The organism is Delftia sp. NA_296.1, assembly GCF_052692095.1.
The window spans coordinates 245,612-263,216 of the sequence record NZ_JBQZGF010000008.1 but is presented as its reverse complement, the minus strand read 5'-3'; the positions used below and the strand labels follow the sequence as shown (position 1 = coordinate 263,216).

The window sequence follows — 17,605 nt, the reverse complement described above, 5'->3', positions numbered from 1 at the left end:
GAGGCCGAGGGTGCAGTCATGGCGGCATTTTGGTTTTGGCGCTCTCAAGACCGAGGTGTGGCACGTTGGTCACTGAGAAAGAACAGGGGCTTGCTGGGCCATTGCCGGCATGTGCGAGAAGACGGCCAGCGGGGTGTTGACGCCATGGATGGCACGAGGTCTGACATGGGGGCTGCTGGCGATGGCGTCGGAGTCGTCCAGACTCACCACGGACGCAGGTCGGCACCGGGGATGCCGTGGGCTTCAACGCGGGCGTTCTGCGCCGCGATCCACTCGCCATATCCGGCTTCGAATGCCTTGTTGCATTCAGCTACGAAGACCTGACCAAGCGCGTCGAGAGCGCGGTCTTCAAGGCCTTGAACTGCTGCCCGGCGATGACGATGAGGTGGTGCCGCGCCTGGTTGTGGTGGCCCGATGAATTCCTGAGGGCACATGTCAATTCAGCTTTCGGATCTATGGATGCAACTTGTTCCGTAGCCGGTTGCCGTTGATACAGGAGTGGCGCTTGCAGGCTATGTCAGGTTCAGGCTCGGTAGTTGTCGCTCGTTGCGTATGTGCCAACAGAACGCAACCAGCCTGAAGTTGCCGGCCAGGAGTCGGCTGGCGATCCATATCGGAAATTCAGATCGCTCTGACGCGGAAGTTGGAACCTTTGGACTTGAGCTGCTGAGCAGCTCCAGAACACGGCTCTTGCCTCCTGAATATTGCTTAGAGATCTCTTCGCTTCCCGCCCGTGTTCGCGACCCCAGTCCTCTTGTGTGGCCTACGTGCCGAACGCCGCCATGAAGACCCGTACGGCCTCGTGCAGAAGAGCCTTGTTTTCTCGGGAATCCGGCATCTTGAGCTTCAGCAATCCGCGGATGTGCCCGGAGCCCATGAACATCGACAGAAACAAGTCAGCTGCCTGCAGGGGATTGCGCACCTTCAGCGTACCTGCCGCATGGGCGAGGCGAAGGTAGGCCGCCAGCTCGCCGTTCACACGCTCCGGGCCTTCCTTGTAGAGCCCTTGGCACACTTCTGGCTGCGCCCCCGCGACGCCGTAGACGGAACGCAAGGCCCCCAGAGCGTCCTCCCCGCGTGATAGCTCCAGAAACCGGGCGCCGATCGCCAAAAGCGCCTGTTCCGGCTGGTTTGGGTCCAGCTCTCCTGCGCCCGCGACTCCTGCCATTACTGCCACCGTCTTGTCGCGCACGACGGCATGGAAGAGCCCTTCCTTCGAGCCGAAGTTGCTGTACACGGTCATCTTGGACACCCCGGCGTCCGCAGCGATGGCGTCCACGCTGGCACGTTCCAGGCCATGCTCGTTGAAGTGCTTTTGCGCCGCTTCCAGGATGCGCCTGCCGCGCTCGGGATCGCGCGGTCGCCCGCGTTGAGGCTTGGAGTCAGAAACAGGAGGGCGAGCCATGGTCTATTTAATGTACTTGACGGTTCAATATATCCCATGCACATTAATGTACATGCTAGTACAGAAATTGGTGCCGATCCGAGGATGCCATATGGCGCAACCAACACAGGACTGGACTTCGCAGCAGCGGGCTGCATCGGTCTGTTCCGCCCCTTGCCGGTCCAACGGAAGGCCCCGGTAAAACCTTAACAAGACGAGGAAACTGCAATGGCAAAGCAAAACGCCCAACAGATCGCCGACTGGAACGGCCCAAGCGGGGAGCGATGGGTCGTCAACCAGGCCCGGCTCGACGCCATGCTGGCGGTTTTTGGACAGGCCGCTATTGAGGCAGCCGCACCCGTGAAGGGCGAGCGCGTGCTGGATATCGGCTGCGGCTCAGGCGCGTCGAGTTTTGCGCTTGCAAGCCTCGTTGGCGCGCAGGGCTGGGTGCTGGGCGTGGACGTCTCCGAGTCGCTGATCGAACGAGCGCGAGCGCTGGCACCGCCAGACACGACGGCCCGATTTCAGGTAGCCGACGCCAGCAGCGCCAAGCTGCCCGAGGGCGCATTCGACATTCTGTTTTCGCGTTTCGGGGTGATGTTTTTCGACGATCCAGCGGGGACATTCGCGCATATGCGCCGGGCACTCAGGCCAGGAGGCCGGGTCGCTTTTGTGTGCTGGCGCGGCGTGGCCGAGAACGGGTGGGTGCGCCTCCCAATGGATGCGATCAAGGCAATAGTCCCGTCGACCGCCGCGCCTCACTCCGAAGCGCCCGGCCCATTTTCTTTCGGCGATCAGGGGCGGGTGGCCCGCATTCTGACGACGGCTGGGTTCACCGAGATTGCTATCGCACCCTTGGACGCCTCTGTGCCCTTCGGCGAAGGCGAGACACGGGACGCAGCGATTGACGACGCAGTGCAGTTGGCGGTCGAAGCGGGTCCTCTTTCGCGCGTGCTCGCTGACCAGCCCAACGAACTCCGTACCCATGCTTTGGCCTCGATTCGTGCTGCCTTTGAGGGCCTCACCATTGAACGGTCAGTGATGACCGACGGCGCGGCGTGGATCGTCACGGCGCGCAATCCTTTCCATCCACCACAAGGAGTACATCACCGTGAATGACGTCATCATCATCGGCGGCAGCTTTGCCGGCCTCGCCGCCGCCCTGCAACTCGGTCGTGCCCGCCGAAAGGTCACAGTTCTAGATACTGGCCTACCGCGTAATCGATTCGCTGACCACTCGCATGGCCTGCTCGGCCACGATCACAAGCCACCGCTGGACATCCTGGCCGAGGCTCGGCAGCAACTGGCGCGGTATCCCACGGTCCGTCTGGTCAATGCCCGCGCCGAGAGTGTGTCTGGAGCCATTGACGATTTCTCCGTCCTCACTGGCGATGGCGTAACCCTCAAGGCACGGCGCCTCATCCTGAGCTATGGCGTCACCGACCAGATGCCTGAAGTTCCCGGCTTTGCCGAAGGCTGGGGTACATCAATCGTGCCTTGTCCCTATTGCGACGGCTTTGAAGTCGCCGGTCGGCATTGGGGCCTAATCTGGTCTGGTCCTCCGTCGCACAACTACGTCAGGCTGTACCACGACTGGACCGAAACGCTGACGGTCTTCGCCCATGGTCACGACATTCCACCCGATATCCGGGCCGATCTGGCGCGCCGCAGCATCCCTGTCATCGATGGCCGAGTCACCGAAATCGATCATGACGAGAGCCATAACGCCACTGTCAAGCTCGACGCCGGACCCCCAGTCGCGGTCGATATCCTGTTTGCGCATCCACGCAACAAGCCGTCCGCACGTCTGCATGAATTGCTGGGCCTCGCCATGGTCGATACGCCCCTGGGCACCGCCCTCAAAGTGGATGAGCGCCGGGAAACCAGCATGCCTGGCGTCTACGCCGCTGGCGACCTTGCCAACCCGCTCATGCACTCGGTCACCTTGGCCTCATCGCAAGGTGCGATGGCAGGAATCTCTGCCCAGCAGTCGATGCTGGTTTGAGAAGACGCATATGGGGTTCGAACACTTGACCTGTTTTGGCCGTTTGCGGCCGGGCCCTCTGAGAAGAGCTGCCTCCATCAGCGACATCAATACGCAGTCAGCCATCTCTTGCCGCTCAGTCCTGCCAACAGATCTCCCTACGGCTGCGCAAGGCCCCGGCAGCCCGTTCGACCCCATCGCCCAGCCACCAAACCCAGCAGAGCTTTATTTCGCTTGCGCCCTACTGCCGCGAGCCAGCTTGCTCCACGCCAGGATCACCTCGGCAAGGTCATTGTCCTGGCAGTAAAGGGTAAGAAGAAGGCACGCCGAGAACTTGCGCAATCCGATGCGACGCCTCCACGGTCGGCCGTGTAGTCCGTTCCATATTTGCTCCTCCGAATGGCCGCAGTCTTTGCATCCAGGCTGAAGACAATCATCACCGCTTGCCTTCCGTTCTACGAATTCCGTAGAGACGCCCCTCGCCGATTCAACGAGCATCGCAGGATGCCTCATCATCCCGATCCTTCAACGGCTGCTTCTGCCACGCCTCGGCTCGACGACCTTGCCATAGACGCCGTCCTGCACCTGGGCGCTGCCCTCGAAGTGCTGGAGCTGCACGCCAGCCACAAGGTCACGGCCATCAACTGCGTCTGCCGGGACCTGCTGCGCATCTACTACGTGAAGGCCGATCAGGCGCAGTCGCTGGAGCCGCAGGACAAGGAATTGCTGGGCCTGCTGCACGACACGGCGGTGAACCTGGGCTATGCCATCGAGGTGGTGGACCATCTGAATGGGGATGAGGCCGACGACCCCATCCTCTATGCCGTGAGCTATCTGCTGAAGGCGGCCAAGCGGTTTGCGGATGAGGGCGTGGCGGCGGGATTGGCGTGCGGGGCTTGCGTTTGAAATAAGTGGTTGCTAAAGTGTTGCCATGCCCGAGAACGACATTTTCAAGGCCCTGGCCGACCCTACGCGCCGCTCCATCTTCGAGAAGCTGGCCGCTGGCAGCATGCATGCCAGCGCGCTGCGCGAGGGGATGGAGATCAGCCAGTCGGCCATGTCCCAGCATCTGGCCGTGTTGCGCAATGCGGGGCTGGTGAGTGAGCAGCGCCAGGGGCGCTTCATGCATTACGAGGTCGATCCCGAAGGGCTGGCGCTGATTGCGGGCTGGCTGGCGAAGTACCGCGCCTACTGGCCGCAGCGCGTGGATGCACTCAAGGGCTTGCTCAAGGACATGGACCAATGAACAAGATGAGCAATATGGACACCGACGATGCGGCCCGCGAGCTGGTGCAGGAGTACGCGCTGGACGCCCCGCCCGAGAAGGTCTGGCGCGCGCTGAGCATTCCCGAGCTGCGCGCGCAGTGGCTGCCGGGCACCGAGCATGCCGAGCCTTTGCAGCAGGTGCCACAGCAGGAACTGCGCCTGCGGCTGCGCGAGGCGGAGCCGCCCTTTCTTGAAAGCACGGTGGACCTGCAGATCAGCCCCGGCGCCGATGGAGGCACGCTGCTGCGCATCGTCCATGTGCTGACCGATGCGCGGGTGCAGCCCGCCAGGGAAGCGGCCAACGACGGCGGCTTCCTGATGTACGCAACCTGATGCACCTGACCTGATGCAGGCGGCCTGAGGGCCCCGGCAACGGGGCACGCGGCGCAGGGCCGCAGCCCTTTCTTTTTCACCACCACACACAGGAGTTCGCCCATGCGCGAATCGATGATGCTCGTCCCCATGGTTGTCGAACAGTCGGCGCGCGGAGAGCGGTCCTTCGACATCTACTCGCGCCTGCTGCGCGACCGCGTGATCTTTCTCAACGGCGAGGTGAACGATGCGGTCTCTGCCCTGGTCTGCGCGCAACTGCTGTTCCTGGAGGCGGAGAACCCGGACAAGCCCATTCACCTCTACATCAACTCGCCGGGCGGGGTGATCACCAGCGGCCTGGCCATGTACGACACCATGCAGTTCATCAAGTCGCCCGTGCACACGCTGTGCATGGGCACGGCGCGCTCCATGGGCTCCTTCCTGCTCATGGCCGGCGAGCCCGGCCACCGCATGGCCCTGCCCAACGCCAGCCTGCACGTGCACCAGCCGCTGGGCGGCGTGCAGGGCCAGGCTTCGGACATCCGCATCCATGCCGAGGAAATGCTGCGCACCAAGGACCGCGTGACGCGCCTGTACGCACAGCACTGCGGCCGCAGCTACGAAGAGGTGGAACGCGACCTGGACCGCGACCGCTTCATGACCGCAGAAGAAGCCCGCGAATGGGGCCTGATAGACAAGGTTCTGGACCGGCGCACGGCAACCCCCTGAGCCGCAGCGCCAGCGCCAGCGCCAGCAGCGCGCAGCGCGCCCCCTTCTCCCCACCCCCGTATGTCAGCGCCTGCGTCGTGGCGGTTGCGGGGTTGCAAGCCTGCCGAAGGACAGGCTTGCTTCGTGATCTGACTCGCCGTGATGTCTGAACGTAGCGCGCAGCGCGAAGAGAGTTTCACGGCGAACCCCGCAACCGCCACGACGCAGGTTGCCCGTAGCGAAGCGGAGGGTCGCGGACATTCGGGTCGCCTTTGCTTTGCCTACTTTCCTTTGGCGCGGCGTGTGTCAAGGTAGTTGTCGCGTCAGTCGTCAGGCCACTCGCCTGCTCATCTCATGTTGCGCACGCTCCGGATTGAGGTACACCTCATCCGGCAGATGCCAGTTGCGCGGCCCCGCGCTCCAACGCTGCGGGTTGCGCTTTCTGGCCTGCGCGTACAGCTGCATGCGTTGCTGCAGCAACCGCCGGTCCTGCCTTCTGTGACGCTGGCCTGGCGTTACATACTTCAGCGCGCTGTGGCGATGCTCTTCGTTGTACCAATCTGCAAAGCGCAGCACCCATTGCCTGGCCTGCCGCACGTTGTCGAACGGGCGCTCGGGCCACAGCGGACAGTATTTGGCCGTGCGGAACAAGGCCTCGGCGTAGGCGTTGTCGTTGCTGACCCGAGGCCGGCTGTATGACGGCACCACACCCAGTGTCTGCATTGCCATCAGCAGGTCCGAGCCCTTCATTACCGAGCCATTGTCTGAGTGCAGCACCAACGGGCTACCTGCCGTTTGCTCACGCAGGCAGGCCTTGTGCAGCAGTTGGGATGCATGCTGCGAGGATTCGGCTTCGTGCACTTCATTGGCGACGAGCTTCCTGCTGTAGACATCCTTGACCATGTACCAGTAGAAGAAGCGGCCTTTGACGGTGCTGGGCATCCAGGTGATGTCCCAGCACCACAACTGGTTGGGTGCGTCCGCTCTGTGCGTGGTCAAGGGCCGCGCCACCGGCGCTTTGCTGCGTCCCCGTCGCCGATTCATGCCAGCGGCCTTGAGCACGCGGTAGAACGTCGATTCGCTGGCCAAGTACAGGCCCTCGTCGGCCAGCTTGGGCACGATCTGGTGCGGCGTGAGACTGGCGCAGTCGGCACGGTTGGCGGCATCGAGCACAGCCTGACGCTCGGCTTCGCTGAGCTTGTTGGCGGGTTGTTCGTGCCGGGCACCTGGGCGTCCATCCGAGGGCCGGGTTCGCCAGCGCTGGATAGTACGAAGACTCAGGCCCAGCACAGCACATGCCGGCCCTTGCCGGGCGCCACTGCCAATGGCTTCGTCGATCAACTCCATGGCCTGTTTGCGATCTTGGGTGTTGATCAGACGTCCTCGTCCTTGCCCCAGATCGCATCCGCTTTTTTTCTGAGAACCAGCAATGCTGCTGCCTCCGCCAACGCCTCGGTCTTGCGCTGCAGTTCCCGCTCGAGATTGCGTAACTGCTGCTGCGTGTCAGCGCTGATCACACGGCCCTGTTCATGTACAGGACCTGCGCCGCCGTTGGCCTGCTCGCAGGCTTGGCGCCATTGCTGCAGCTGCTCGGGCAGGATGCCCCTGGTTCGGCAGTAAGTCGCGATCTCCTCTTCGCTGAGCGGCGCTGTCTGCAGGACAGCCTGGAATTTCCTGGTGCTGCTCCAGCGCTCCCTGGGCTGGCCAGCGGGCACGCATTGCCCTTCCTGGCGGGCCGCATCGCGCCAGGTGCGCAGGGTGACGGCAGTGATGCCGGTTTCTTTGGCCAGCTCAACCACGGTGCGGTTCAGCGGTGGCTTCATTTGCTCGAGTGCCCAGAGTTTTTGCTCAGGGGTGTAACGGATCTGCTTCATCTTGCGCTCTATGGTGCCGCCTGCTTTGCAAAGGGAAGCTGAGGCGACAACTATCCTGACATAGAGGGCGCGCGATAAGAAAGGGAGTCGGCCGCCGGGCCGAAACCCGGCCTCGAAAAACAACCACCCGGCAAGGACAAAAAAAGCAACTCAGACAGGCACCAGCCGAATCTCAGCAGCCCACCCATCCCTCTCCAACTGCCCCACCAACCCCAACTCCCAATCCAGATAAGCCCGAAACCCCGCATCCCTCAACCCCAGATCCCGATGCGCATAAGGGCTGTACCACTGGTCATCATCCCCCGTCAGCACATCCGCATCCCCCTGCCCCAACGGCAGCCCGGCAGCAGCCCAGGCAGAAGTGCCGCCCACCACGGAGCGCACATCGCGCCCCGTGCGCGCCGCCAGTTCGGCCGCCACGCTGCGCGCCAGCACGCCGTCCGGCGAGGTCAGCACCACGACCTGGGCCGGCGGCAGGGCCTGCACGAAGGAGGGCAGACGATCAGGCACGGCAAAGCGCGCACCGGCGATGTGCTGCTTCTCGAAGGCAGGCCGGCTGTCCACGTCGAAGACGATGGCCCGGCCTTCGCCCAGCAGTTCCTGCGCCTGCTGCACGGACAGCTGGGGCGCGGGTGCGTGGGAGGCGAGCACGCGCACGGGTTCGGCGCCGGTTTCCAGGGTGGCCAGCGCGGGCGGAACGTAGGTGAAGACTTCCCAGCCCAGCTGGGCCAGCCAGGCGCCGGTGGTGAGGGCGCGCACGCCGTCCCAGTCGGCCAGCACGATGCGTGCGCCGCGCGTGGCCGCGTATTCGTCGGTGGCCTGCACGAGTTGGCCGCCCGGCGCCCAGCGCCAGCCGGGCAGGTGGCCGGCCTGGTATTCCTCGCGGGTGCGCACGTCGAAGCGGTAGAGCGTGCGTTCGGTGGCTTCGGACTCGAAGCGGGCCAGTTCGGCCGCATCAATGGATTGCACGCCCGCGCGCTGTGCCACGCTGGCTGCGCGTTCGCGTGCGGTGGCCAGGGCGACGGCGCCGGGCTCGGGCAGCGGGGTGCGGCGGCCATGGGCCAGCCTGCGGCCGGTGAGCAGCCAGTCCATGGTGCCGTTGCGCAGCGAGACGACCGGGTTGGGGATGCCGGCGTCGATCAGGGTCTGCGCGCCCACGATGGAGCGCGTGCGGCCCGCGCAGTTGACGACGACCAGGGTTTGCGGGTCCGGGGCGATTTCGCCGATGCGGTAGACCAGTTCAGCCCCCGGCACGCTGAGCGCAAAGGGCAGGCTGAACGCCGCGAATTCCTCGGGCGTGCGGCTGTCGACGACGACGATGTTGTCGCCGCGCTGCACGCGCGCGCCCAGCTCGTCCGAGGTGATCCAGGGCGTGTGCTTTTCATGCTCGATGACTTCGCCGAAGGCCTTGCTCGGCACGTTGGTGCCGCTGAAGATTTCCAGCCCCTCGGCCGCCCAGCCTTCGGTGCCGCCTTCCAGCACGGAGACATTGGGCCAGCCCAGGCGCACGAGCTTGGCGGCGGCTTCATGGGCCAGCGTGCCGTCGCCATCCACCAGCACGATGCGCGTGCCCCGGCGCGGCACCAGGCGGTCGATGAGCTGCTCCAGCCGCCAGGCCGGGGCGGGCGCCGCGAACAGGATGTGGCGGTGTGCGAAGACGCCGGCCTCGCGCACGTCGAGCACGGCGATTTCCTCGCCGTCGGCCAGGGCCTGCCGGAGCGCGGCGGGCGTGACCAGCGCATGGCGAATGGACTTGGGCGGGCCGAAGGTGCGGAACGTGCCGCCCTCCAGGCTCTCGAAGACCACGCGATCGGGCATGCGCTCCAGGCCGCGCCCGTAGAAATGCAGGTGCAGGCCGGGTTCCTCGCCGATCAGCTCGATGGTGTGCACGTCGGTGGGCGTGAGCACCACCGAGGTTCCGCTGCCCACATCGACGCTGCGCCCCACCGCCAGGGTGTCGCGCAGCGGGTCGTCGGTCTTGCCGCGCGTGAAGAACACGTTGCGCTCCACGCCTTCGACGCCCGCGATGATGGCCCAGGTGGTGTGGTCATGCGGCGGCTGGGACTTGCCCGGCAGGCCGGTGGAAAGGTACAGCGCATAGCGCCCGCCCAGGTCTTCGCTGAGCCGGTAGACCTGGGCCGGGTTGCTGGCCGAGACGGGGAAGTGCGCGTGCGGGAACAGTTCGCGCTGCAGGCCCAGCGCCTCCAGCTCGCGGGCCACGGCCTGCAGTTGCTCGGGCGTGGCCCGCTCGGGATCGGGGAGCAGGCGCCGGGCCGTGGCGATGAAGCCGGTGATGGCGGCTGCGCGGCGGCTGGCCACGTCGCTGCCGCTGAAGTCGATGGAGAGATGGGTCTGTGTCATGGGAGTGCCTGGGAGGACGTTCGCGGGAGGACACGAAGTTAGGCCTCTCCCGCCCCGGCGCCAACGACGCATTGCAGATATGGATATGAGCTTTGGGCACTGCGCGCGCATGCGTGGCGCAAGCGTGACGCACGTTGTGCGGCAGCCGCATATGCATAGCCGCAATGCTTAGTTCACGCCGCGCCAGGAGCCTCCCAGACTGCGGGCATCGACTCTCTGCACTCCGGCACTCCCACCATGATCCGCACCCCGTCTGCGCTGCGCGCACTGCTGCTTCCCCTGTTCTCCGCCCTGGCCCTGCACGCGCCTGCGGCCCTGGCCTCGGCCGACAGCTTTCCGAACAAGCCGGTGCGCATCATCGTGCCCGTGGCGCCCGGGGGCAGCGCCGACAAGCTCACGCGCACGCTGGCCGACAAGCTGGCCGCGCTGTGGGGCCAGTCGGTGGTGGTGGAGAACGTGGCCGGGGCCAGCGGCACCATCGGCGCGGCCAAGGTGGCCAAGGCCGCGCCCGACGGCTACACCCTGCTGCAGCAGGGCGAGGGCCTCACGCTCAACGGCCTGCTGTTCGCCCAGCTGCCCTACGACACGCAAAAGGCCTTCACGCCCATCATCAAGGCCGTGGTCAATCCGCAGGTGCTGGTGGTCAACCCCGCCACGGGCCTGAACACGCTGGGCGACTACCTGGCGCGCGCCAAGGCCAAGCCGCATAGCATCAGCCTGGGCCTGCCCGGCAATGGCGGCATTGCCCATGTGGCGCATGAAATCCTCACGCAGGAGACGGGCGCCAAGGTCAACTACATCCCCTACCCGGGCGGTGGCCCGGCCTCGCTGGACGTGCTGGGCGGCCATACCGACGCCACGCTGATCACGCTGGCCGCCGTGACCGAGTACGTGCGCGCCGGCAAGCTGCGCGCCCTTGCCGTGACCACGCCCTACCGCTCCGAAGCCCTGCCCCAGGTGCCCACCATGGCCGAGGCCGGCGTGCCCGGCTTCTCGGTGGAAAGCTGGCAGGGCTACTTCGCGCCGGCCGGCACGCCAGCGCCCATCGTCGCCAAGATCAACCGCGACCTGCAGACCGTGCTGCAGGCCCCCGATGTGCGCGCGCAGCTGGAGCACATGGGCTTCAAGGTGGCGGGCGGCTCCCCGGCCGACCTGGGCCAGAGCCTGCAAAGCGAGCGCCCGCGCTACGCCCGCGCGATCCAGTCGGCGGGGCTGTCGCTGCGCTGATGGCAGGCTCTCAGAGGGGAGAGGGCCGATTGTCCAGGCGCCATTTCTCCCCCTCGGGCGTGCCCGGCACGGGCGGGCGCAGGCCCTGGATGCTCCACAGGCTGAAGGGCGTCTCGTCCACATGCATCTCCCAGCGCAGGCCCCGGTCTGCGATGAAGGGGGACAGTTGCCGCCGCACGCCTTCCAGGAACCGTGTCTTGGTCTCCTCGTCGCGGATCTGCCGCGCGATGTGGTCCACGGAGATGCGCACGAAATCATCCGCAGGCTCGCCGCCGATGAAGAACGAAGTGCGGGCGACGGCCTCGAACACCACGCCCACGTAAAAGCGCGGCAGGTCGCCGTAGACGGCCGTGATGCGCTGGGCGATGGCCTGTTTGTCTTCATCGCTGAAGGCGTTTTCGGGGTGGTAGATCTTCCACAGGGGCATGGTTTTCTCCGGGTGCAAAAAAGAGGAGGTTTCGGGAAATCCGGGGTGGCGACGCGGCGGGCCGTCAGGCGTCAGGCGGGCTGGCCTGCATCCGCGCCCTGGTAGCGCGCTGCCGGCACGCCGCTGAGCGTCAGCGCCTTGACGAGATTGGCGCGCGATTGGTCAAAGTCCAGCCAGGCGGTCGTGCTGCCCAGCGTGGGAAAGCAGATGGCCTCGCCCTGATCGAGTGCGACCAGGGCCGTATCCACCAAGGCCTCGGGCGACATGAACAGGTGCGCGGGAAACGGCGCGGGCTTGCCGCCGAAGAATTCGGAGTGCACAAGGCTGGGCATCACTGCCTGCACCATGACGCCGCTGGAAGCGAGCTCGGCCTGCAGCGAGCGCGTGAAGTTCAGCACATAGGCCTTGGAGGCGCCGTAGCTGGAGGCGCCCGGCACCGGCATCACGGCCAGGATGGAGCCGATGTTGATCAGCGTGCCCCGGCCGCGCGTGGCGAACAGCCGCGCTGCCGCCAGCGACAGCCGCGTCAGCGCATGGATGTTGACCATGACCATGCGATCGACCTCGCCCGCATCCACCTGGGCGGCCGGGCCCAGGGCGCCCAGGCCGGCGCAGTTCACCAGCATGCGGATGTCACGCTCACCCGACAGCAGCGCCGCCACGCGCTGCAGGCCGGCGGCGTCGGCCAGGTCGGCGGCCACCACCTCGACCTCGCGGCCATGCGCGCTGCGCAGGCGCTGCGCCAGCGCCTGCAGCCGGTCCTCGCGGCGGGCCACCAGGATCAGGGAATGGCCCCTGGCGGCCAGGCGGTCTGCGTAGACGGCGCCAATGCCGGAGGAGGCGCCAGTGACGATGGCGGTGCCTTGATGCGTGCTCATGAAGGAAGTCCTTGCTTGAAAAGCCGTGGTTGATAGTGGCTCCAAATATAAACTCCAATCATTAGAGTTACAAGCGCGCAATCCACCTTTGCGGGCCGGGCTTGCGTTTTGCTGAGACACTCCAGGCCTGCGACAACCGCGAACACACAAGGGAAACCCCATGCGATCCAAGAGCTTCGAGGGCATGGCCTGCTCGATCGCCACCGCGCTGGAGGCCGTAGGCGACCGCTGGGCCATGCTGGTGCTGCGCGACCTGATGCTGGGCCTGAGCCGCTATGACGACCTGAGAAAGTCCACGGACATCACCAATGCCACGCTGACCGACCGCCTGCGCCAGCTGGAGCAGACCGGCCTGGTCGAGCGCCGCCTCTACCAAAGCGGCCCGGACCGCTACGAGTACCTGCTCACGCCCAAGGGCCGCGACCTGTCCCTGGTGATCCAGGCGCTGGCCCAGGTCGGCGACCGGTGGCGCCTGCAGCAGCAGGCCCAGCCGCCCATGCGCTTTGTGCGCGCGCAATCGGGCACGCCCCTGCGGCTGGCGCTGGTGGAGGAGGAATCGGGCCGCAGCGTGCCTTTTTCCGAGCTGCGCGTGGAGGCCGGCCCCGGCGCGGACGACCTGACGCGCTGGCGGCTGTCCAAGCTGGCCGCGCAGGCCAGGACGCCGGCAGCGGCCCCCGGCGCGGATTGACACCGGCCATGGCCGCGCCCCTACCCGGCAAGCGCCCGCAACGCGCCCTGACCTACCGCCGCCACTGCGCGCTGGGCGGTGTGGAAATCCTCAGCGGCCATGCGGTGCAGCACCGCTATCCGCGCCACTTCCACGACACCATGGGCATTGCCGTCATCCACGGCGGGCGCGAGCTGTGCTGGAGCCGGGGCGCCGAGCGCGAGTTCACGGGTGGCGATATCGCGCTGTTCAACGCCGGCGAGATCCACGACGGGCGCCCGGGCGGCGAGCAGGGCTGGACCTACGACATGCTGCATGTCGAGCCCGCCCGCATGCACGCGCTGCTGGGCGTGCGCGATGGCTGGTTCGACGCCGTCAGCCTGCGCGACCCGCAGACCCGGGCCTGCGCCCGGCAGTTGCTGCAAGGCCCGCAGGACGGCCTGGCCGCCGACGAGGCCCTGCTGGCGTTGCTGCGCCGCGTGGTGCACAGCCCCGGCCGGCCGCATGCGCCCGATGGCGCCAGCGCGGCACTGCTGCGCGAGTTCATCGACGCCCATGCGGACCAGGAGCTGGGCGCCGCGCGGCTGGCCGCCGTCTGCGGGCTCAGTCCCGAGCACGCCATCCGCAGCTTCAGCCGCCGCTACGGCATCACGCCCCACGCCTACCACCAGGCCCGCCGCGCCGAAAGCGCCCGCGGCCTGCTGCGCGGCACGCTGGCGCTGAGCGAGGTGGCACTGTCGCTGGGCTTCTACGACCAGAGCCATTTCTCCAACTGGTTCCGCCGCGCGCATGGCGTGGCGCCTTCGCAGTACCGCCAGGCCATGCGGCCCTGAGCGGCCCTGAGCGGCCTTGAGCGGCCCTGAGCGGCCCGGCCTGATCAATTCCGTCCAAGACCGCGCGCTGCGGCCTGCCTAAGCTGCCACTCCTCGACAGACAGGAGTGGTGGATGAAGACCCGGACCGTTGGATTTTTCGTCTTTGATGGCGTGGTGCTGCTGGAGTTTGCAGGGCCGCTGCAGGTGTTCGACGTGGCCGCGCGCGTGGCCGTGCGGCGCGGGCTGGCGGCCTCGCCCCCGTTTCAGCCCGTGATGATCAGCCGCAGCGGCGCCGCCGTGCGCACGCGCGAAGGCGTGGGCATCCAGGCACAGGCCAGCCTGCAGGACCATCCCCCGCTGGACCTGCTGATCGTGGCCGGCGGCGCGCTGCAGGCCGAACTGGCCGCACCCGAGGTTGCCGCCTGGCTGCGGCAGGTGGCCGGCAGCAGCGAGGTGACGGGCTCCGTTTGCGTGGGATCCTTCCTGCTGGGGCGGGCAGGGCTCCTGGACCAGCGCGAGGCCACCACGCACTTCGAGGACACGGAAGACCTGCGCGCCATTGCGCCGGCTGCCCGCGTGAGCGCCGACAGGCTGTGGATCGATGAGGGCGCCATCGTCACCTCGGGCGGGTTTGCGGCGGGCATCGACATGGCCCTGCACCTGGTGGAGCGCCTGCTGGGCGCGGAGATCGCGGCCGAGACGGCGCGCCAGCTCGAATACCGGCGGCGCAATGCCGCCGACCGGCAAGCGTGACGGGGCCATGCGCATGAACGGAAAGACAAGCTACCTGGCGCTGCTGGCCGTGGGCGGGCTGATCCTGAGCCTGTCCGGCGTGGCCGTGGCTTTCAGCAGCATGGGCACCAGCGCCATGGGCTTTTACCGCATGCTGCTGGGCGGCCTGGGGCTGGCCGGCTATGCCCTGTGGCGGGGCCTGCGCTGGCGCATGACGCGCCAGGCCCTGCTGTACGCCTGCCTGGCCGGCGCCGCGCTGGCGCTGGACCTGTACTGGTGGCACAAGAGCATACGCATGGTGGGGCCGGGCCTGGGCGCCATCCTGACCAACTGCCAGTCGTTCTTTCTGGCGGGGCTGGCCTGGGCGGTGTTCCGCGAGCGGATCACGGTCGTCTACTTCGTGGCGCTGGTGCTGGCGGCCACCGGCATCCTCATGGTGTCAGGCGCGGGACTGCCCGTGGCCGCAGACCCGGATTCGGCGTCCGAGCACTGGCTGGGCGTGGCCCTGGGCCTGGCCTCGGCGGCGGCCTATGCGCTGTGCGTGGTCTTCATCAAGAAGGGGCAGACCCCGCCGCACGCCACGCATCCGGCCGTCAACATGGCCGTGCTGTGCGCCGCCGCCGCGCCCTGCCTGCTGGCGGCCGCGTGGCTGGAGGGCGAGTCGCTGGCCATTGCCAGTGCGGCCGATTTCGGCACGCTGCTGCTGTACGGCCTGCTGGTGCAGGGCGTGGCCTGGCTCATGGTGAGCACGGCCGTGCCGCATGTGAAGGCCTCGCTGGCCGGCCTCATCCTGCTGGCCGAGCCCATAGGCACCTATGCCATCGACGTGCTGTTCTTCACCGCCCGGCCCACGCCGATGGCGCTGGCCGGCATGGCGCTGACGCTGGCGGCCATCTATGCGGGATCGACCTATGGGGGGGCGCCCTCTGGCGGCGCGCCCTCCGGCGGAGCGCCCGCAAGGCGCATGGCGAAGGCGCAAGGCTCCGGCCACTGACCACGGCGGTCAGTGTCCGGCCCGCTCGCTGCCTGTGTCGCTCACTTGGGCAGCAGCACCTTGTCGATCACGTGGATCACGCCGTTGGACTGGTAGACGTCGGGGATGGTCACCGTGGCCGTGCCGCCCTTTTCATCGGTCAGCATGATCTTGGAGCCGCTGGACTTGGCCACCAGCGTGCCGCCGCTGACGGTCTTGATGCTGGCCATTCCCTTGCCGTCCTTGATCATCTTGGACAGCGCCGCCGCATCCCACTTGCCGGCCACCACGTGGTAGGTCAGCACGGTGGTCAGCGTGCCCTTGTTCTCGGGCTTGAGCAGGGTGTCCACCGTGCCTGCGGGCAGGGCCTCGAAGGCGGCATTGGTGGGCGCGAACACGGTGAACGGACCCGGGCCCTTGAGCGTATCGACCAGGCCCGCCGCCTTGACGGCTGCGACCAGGGTGGTGTGGTCCTTGGAGTTGACGGCGTTGTCGATGATGTCCTTGGACGGCAGCATGGGTGCGCCGCCCACCATCACATCGGCCATGGCGGCCACGGAGGCAGCCGACATCACGATGGCCAGGCCGAACGAGGCCAGCTTGCGGGTGTTTTGAATCGAGACCATGGAATGCTCCTAGCGGGTTGATGACAAGCCGAACGATTCCGGCTGATCTGGATACGCAGCGCAGCGGGGTCTGGATTCAAAAAAGAAAAAGAAACGGCTGCATCCGCAAACCGTTACCTGCGCTTTCAATTGCGGCACATCCAGACCTGCGCGGCCTGCGTACTGCCGGATAGCGGGGACGCATCCCATTCCCCTGGAGCAGGTGGCCACCTCTTCAGTGGAACGCGCTTTCGCCACACCCGTGTGCTTTCGGCCGGAGGCGCATTCTTCACGTTGACCGTTCGCGCCTGCCGCGAACCGAGAGGAACCATCATGTCCGACGAATCAGTGTTGATCGGGGTTTTGCAAAAACGTGCCAAGAAGCTGGAGGACAGGCGCCAGTTCTTCCGCAAGACCAGCGGCGTGGCCGTGGGCATGGCGGGCGGGGTGATCCTGTCCGCCTGCGGCGGCGGCGGGGGCGACGCGAATGCGCAGGCCAACGGGCCCACGGATGCGGAGATCCTGAACTTCGCCCTCAACCTGGAGTATCTGGAGTCGCAGTTCTATCACTACGCGGTGTTCGGCACCGGCCTGCCCGCCAACCTGCAGTCGGGCGTGGGCACGCAGGGCGCCATCACGGGGGGCCGTGCCGTGGCCTTCAAGGACCCCGTGGTGGCGCAGTACGCCAAGGAGATCGCCCAGGACGAGATCGCCCACGTGGCCTTTTTGCGCGCGGCGCTGGGCTCGGCCGCGGTGGCGCAGCCGCAGATCGACATCGGCGGAACCGACCCGAACGGCGCCTTCTCGGTGGCCGCGCGAGCGGCCGGGCTGGTGGGCGCGGGCACGGCCTTCGATCCCTATGCGAGTGACGAGAACTTCCTGCTGGGGGCCTTCATCTTCGAGGACGTGGGCGTCACCGCCTACAAGGGCGCATCGCCGCTGATCACCAACAAGACCTATCTGGAGGCAGCCGCCGGCATCCTGGCCGCCGAGGCCTACCACGCAGGTCTGGTGCGCACGGTGCTGTACGCCAAGGGCCTGGCCACGCCCGCGCTGCGCACGGCGGCCGGCGCCATCTCGGATGCGCGCGACAGCCTGGATGGCTCCACCGACGTGGACCAGGGCATCACGGGGGACGCCACCACGTCCAACATCGTGCCGCTGGATTCCAACGGCATCGCTTTCAGCCGCTCGCCGGGCGACGTGCTGAACATCGTGTACCTGACCAAGGACACGGCGACCAAGGGCGGCTTCTTCCCGGCCGGCGTGAACGGCTCGCTGGTGATGAGCAGCGCCTACGCCTGACGCGGACCGCCCGCCTGCCCCGCACCGGCCGGGGCAGGCGGGCTTCCCCGGGGCTGGCCCGAGACAAGCGTTCCCCTGCAAAGGAGTT

The 17,605-nt window shown here is 66.8% G+C and carries 18 protein-coding genes; 12 read left to right on the top strand and 6 right to left on the bottom strand.

What is annotated here, in order from left to right; all coding sequences use genetic code 11:
- Positions 1-763: 763 nt before the first annotated feature.
- On the bottom strand, positions 764-1,405 hold the full coding sequence (locus tag ACUTR7_RS20660; protein WP_445609709.1) for a TetR/AcrR family transcriptional regulator: 642 nt from the start codon (positions 1,403-1,405) through the stop codon (positions 764-766).
- Between the two features lie 207 nt (positions 1,406-1,612).
- Between ACUTR7_RS20660 and ACUTR7_RS20655 the strand changes: the two genes are divergently transcribed.
- The 6 genes from ACUTR7_RS20655 (at position 1,613) to ACUTR7_RS20630 (ending at position 5,675) form a co-directional block, all read left to right on the top strand.
- A complete protein-coding gene (locus tag ACUTR7_RS20655; RefSeq protein ID WP_445609708.1) occupies positions 1,613-2,503 on the top strand; it encodes a class I SAM-dependent methyltransferase in 891 nt (296 codons plus the stop codon).
- Positions 2,496-3,389: an NAD(P)/FAD-dependent oxidoreductase gene (locus ACUTR7_RS20650; RefSeq protein ID WP_141829764.1), complete on the top strand. Its 894-nt coding sequence runs from the start codon at positions 2,496-2,498 to the stop codon at positions 3,387-3,389. Before ACUTR7_RS20655 ends, ACUTR7_RS20650 begins: the two co-directional genes overlap by 8 nt.
- A 483-nt stretch (positions 3,390-3,872) precedes the next feature.
- The gene (locus ACUTR7_RS20645) at positions 3,873-4,274 is read left to right on the top strand and encodes a hypothetical protein (RefSeq protein ID WP_445609707.1); all 402 of its coding nucleotides are present in this window, start codon (positions 3,873-3,875) and stop codon (positions 4,272-4,274) included.
- A 25-nt stretch (positions 4,275-4,299) separates the two neighbouring features.
- Positions 4,300-4,614: an ArsR/SmtB family transcription factor gene (locus tag ACUTR7_RS20640; RefSeq protein ID WP_043825505.1), complete on the top strand. Its 315-nt coding sequence runs from the start codon at positions 4,300-4,302 to the stop codon at positions 4,612-4,614.
- Positions 4,611-4,967 carry an SRPBCC family protein gene (locus ACUTR7_RS20635; RefSeq protein ID WP_034391021.1) on the top strand — a complete coding sequence of 119 codons (357 nt, stop codon included), beginning with the start codon at positions 4,611-4,613 and terminating at the stop codon, positions 4,965-4,967. Before ACUTR7_RS20640 ends, ACUTR7_RS20635 begins: the two co-directional genes overlap by 4 nt.
- Before the next feature lie 102 nt (positions 4,968-5,069).
- Positions 5,070-5,675 (top strand): ATP-dependent Clp protease proteolytic subunit, encoded by a 606-nt coding sequence (locus ACUTR7_RS20630; protein ID WP_012203975.1) that lies wholly within the window; start codon positions 5,070-5,072, stop codon positions 5,673-5,675.
- A gap of 309 nt (positions 5,676-5,984) precedes the next feature.
- Here the strand turns inward: ACUTR7_RS20630 and ACUTR7_RS20625 are convergent.
- Positions 5,985-7,528 (bottom strand): IS3 family transposase gene (locus ACUTR7_RS20625; RefSeq protein ID WP_249320393.1). Its coding sequence is split into 2 segments (ribosomal slippage): positions 5,985-7,060 and positions 7,060-7,528, totalling 1,545 coding nucleotides; the frame shifts between segments, so codons are not numbered across the junction.
- Between the two features lie 150 nt (positions 7,529-7,678).
- Positions 7,679-9,889 carry a rhodanese-like domain-containing protein gene (locus ACUTR7_RS20620; RefSeq protein ID WP_445609706.1) on the bottom strand — a complete coding sequence of 737 codons (2,211 nt, stop codon included), beginning with the start codon at positions 9,887-9,889 and terminating at the stop codon, positions 7,679-7,681.
- Positions 9,890-10,126: 237 nt separating this feature from the next.
- Between ACUTR7_RS20620 and ACUTR7_RS20615 the strand changes: the two genes are divergently transcribed.
- Positions 10,127-11,116 (top strand): tripartite tricarboxylate transporter substrate binding protein, encoded by a 990-nt coding sequence (locus ACUTR7_RS20615; protein ID WP_445609705.1) that lies wholly within the window; start codon positions 10,127-10,129, stop codon positions 11,114-11,116.
- 10 nt (positions 11,117-11,126) lie between these two features.
- Here the strand turns inward: ACUTR7_RS20615 and ACUTR7_RS20610 are convergent, their stop codons facing one another.
- Entirely contained in the window at positions 11,127-11,543 is a 417-nt protein-coding gene (locus ACUTR7_RS20610) for a tautomerase family protein (protein ID WP_013800576.1), read from the bottom strand.
- Positions 11,544-11,614: 71 nt separating this feature from the next.
- Complete coding sequence (locus tag ACUTR7_RS20605; RefSeq protein ID WP_198821103.1) at positions 11,615-12,421, bottom strand: SDR family NAD(P)-dependent oxidoreductase; 807 nt, start codon at positions 12,419-12,421, stop codon at positions 11,615-11,617.
- A gap of 160 nt (positions 12,422-12,581) precedes the next feature.
- Here ACUTR7_RS20605 and ACUTR7_RS20600 point away from each other — a divergent pair, with 160 nt between their 5' ends.
- The 4 genes from ACUTR7_RS20600 (at position 12,582) to ACUTR7_RS20585 (ending at position 15,628) form a co-directional block, all read left to right on the top strand.
- Positions 12,582-13,109, top strand: a complete 528-nt coding sequence (locus tag ACUTR7_RS20600; RefSeq protein WP_043824381.1) for a winged helix-turn-helix transcriptional regulator — start codon at positions 12,582-12,584, stop codon at positions 13,107-13,109.
- Positions 13,110-13,117: 8 nt separating this feature from the next.
- A complete protein-coding gene (locus ACUTR7_RS20595) occupies positions 13,118-13,921 on the top strand; it encodes a helix-turn-helix domain-containing protein (protein WP_012207578.1) in 804 nt (267 codons plus the stop codon).
- Between the two features lie 113 nt (positions 13,922-14,034).
- Entirely contained in the window at positions 14,035-14,655 is a 621-nt protein-coding gene (locus ACUTR7_RS20590) for a GlxA family transcriptional regulator (protein ID WP_445609704.1), read from the top strand.
- Positions 14,656-14,668: 13 nt separating this feature from the next.
- Positions 14,669-15,628, top strand: coding sequence for a DMT family transporter (locus ACUTR7_RS20585; RefSeq protein WP_445609703.1), 960 nt, complete (start codon positions 14,669-14,671; stop codon positions 15,626-15,628).
- 41 nt (positions 15,629-15,669) lie between these two features.
- Here ACUTR7_RS20585 and ACUTR7_RS20580 read toward each other — a convergent pair whose 3' ends face one another.
- Positions 15,670-16,233: a fasciclin domain-containing protein gene (locus ACUTR7_RS20580; RefSeq protein WP_013800571.1), complete on the bottom strand. Its 564-nt coding sequence runs from the start codon at positions 16,231-16,233 to the stop codon at positions 15,670-15,672.
- Positions 16,234-16,545: 312 nt separating this feature from the next.
- Here ACUTR7_RS20580 and ACUTR7_RS20575 point away from each other — a divergent pair, with 312 nt between their 5' ends.
- Positions 16,546-17,517 (top strand): ferritin-like domain-containing protein, encoded by a 972-nt coding sequence (locus tag ACUTR7_RS20575; protein ID WP_012207582.1) that lies wholly within the window; start codon positions 16,546-16,548, stop codon positions 17,515-17,517.
- Positions 17,518-17,605 lie beyond the last annotated feature (88 nt).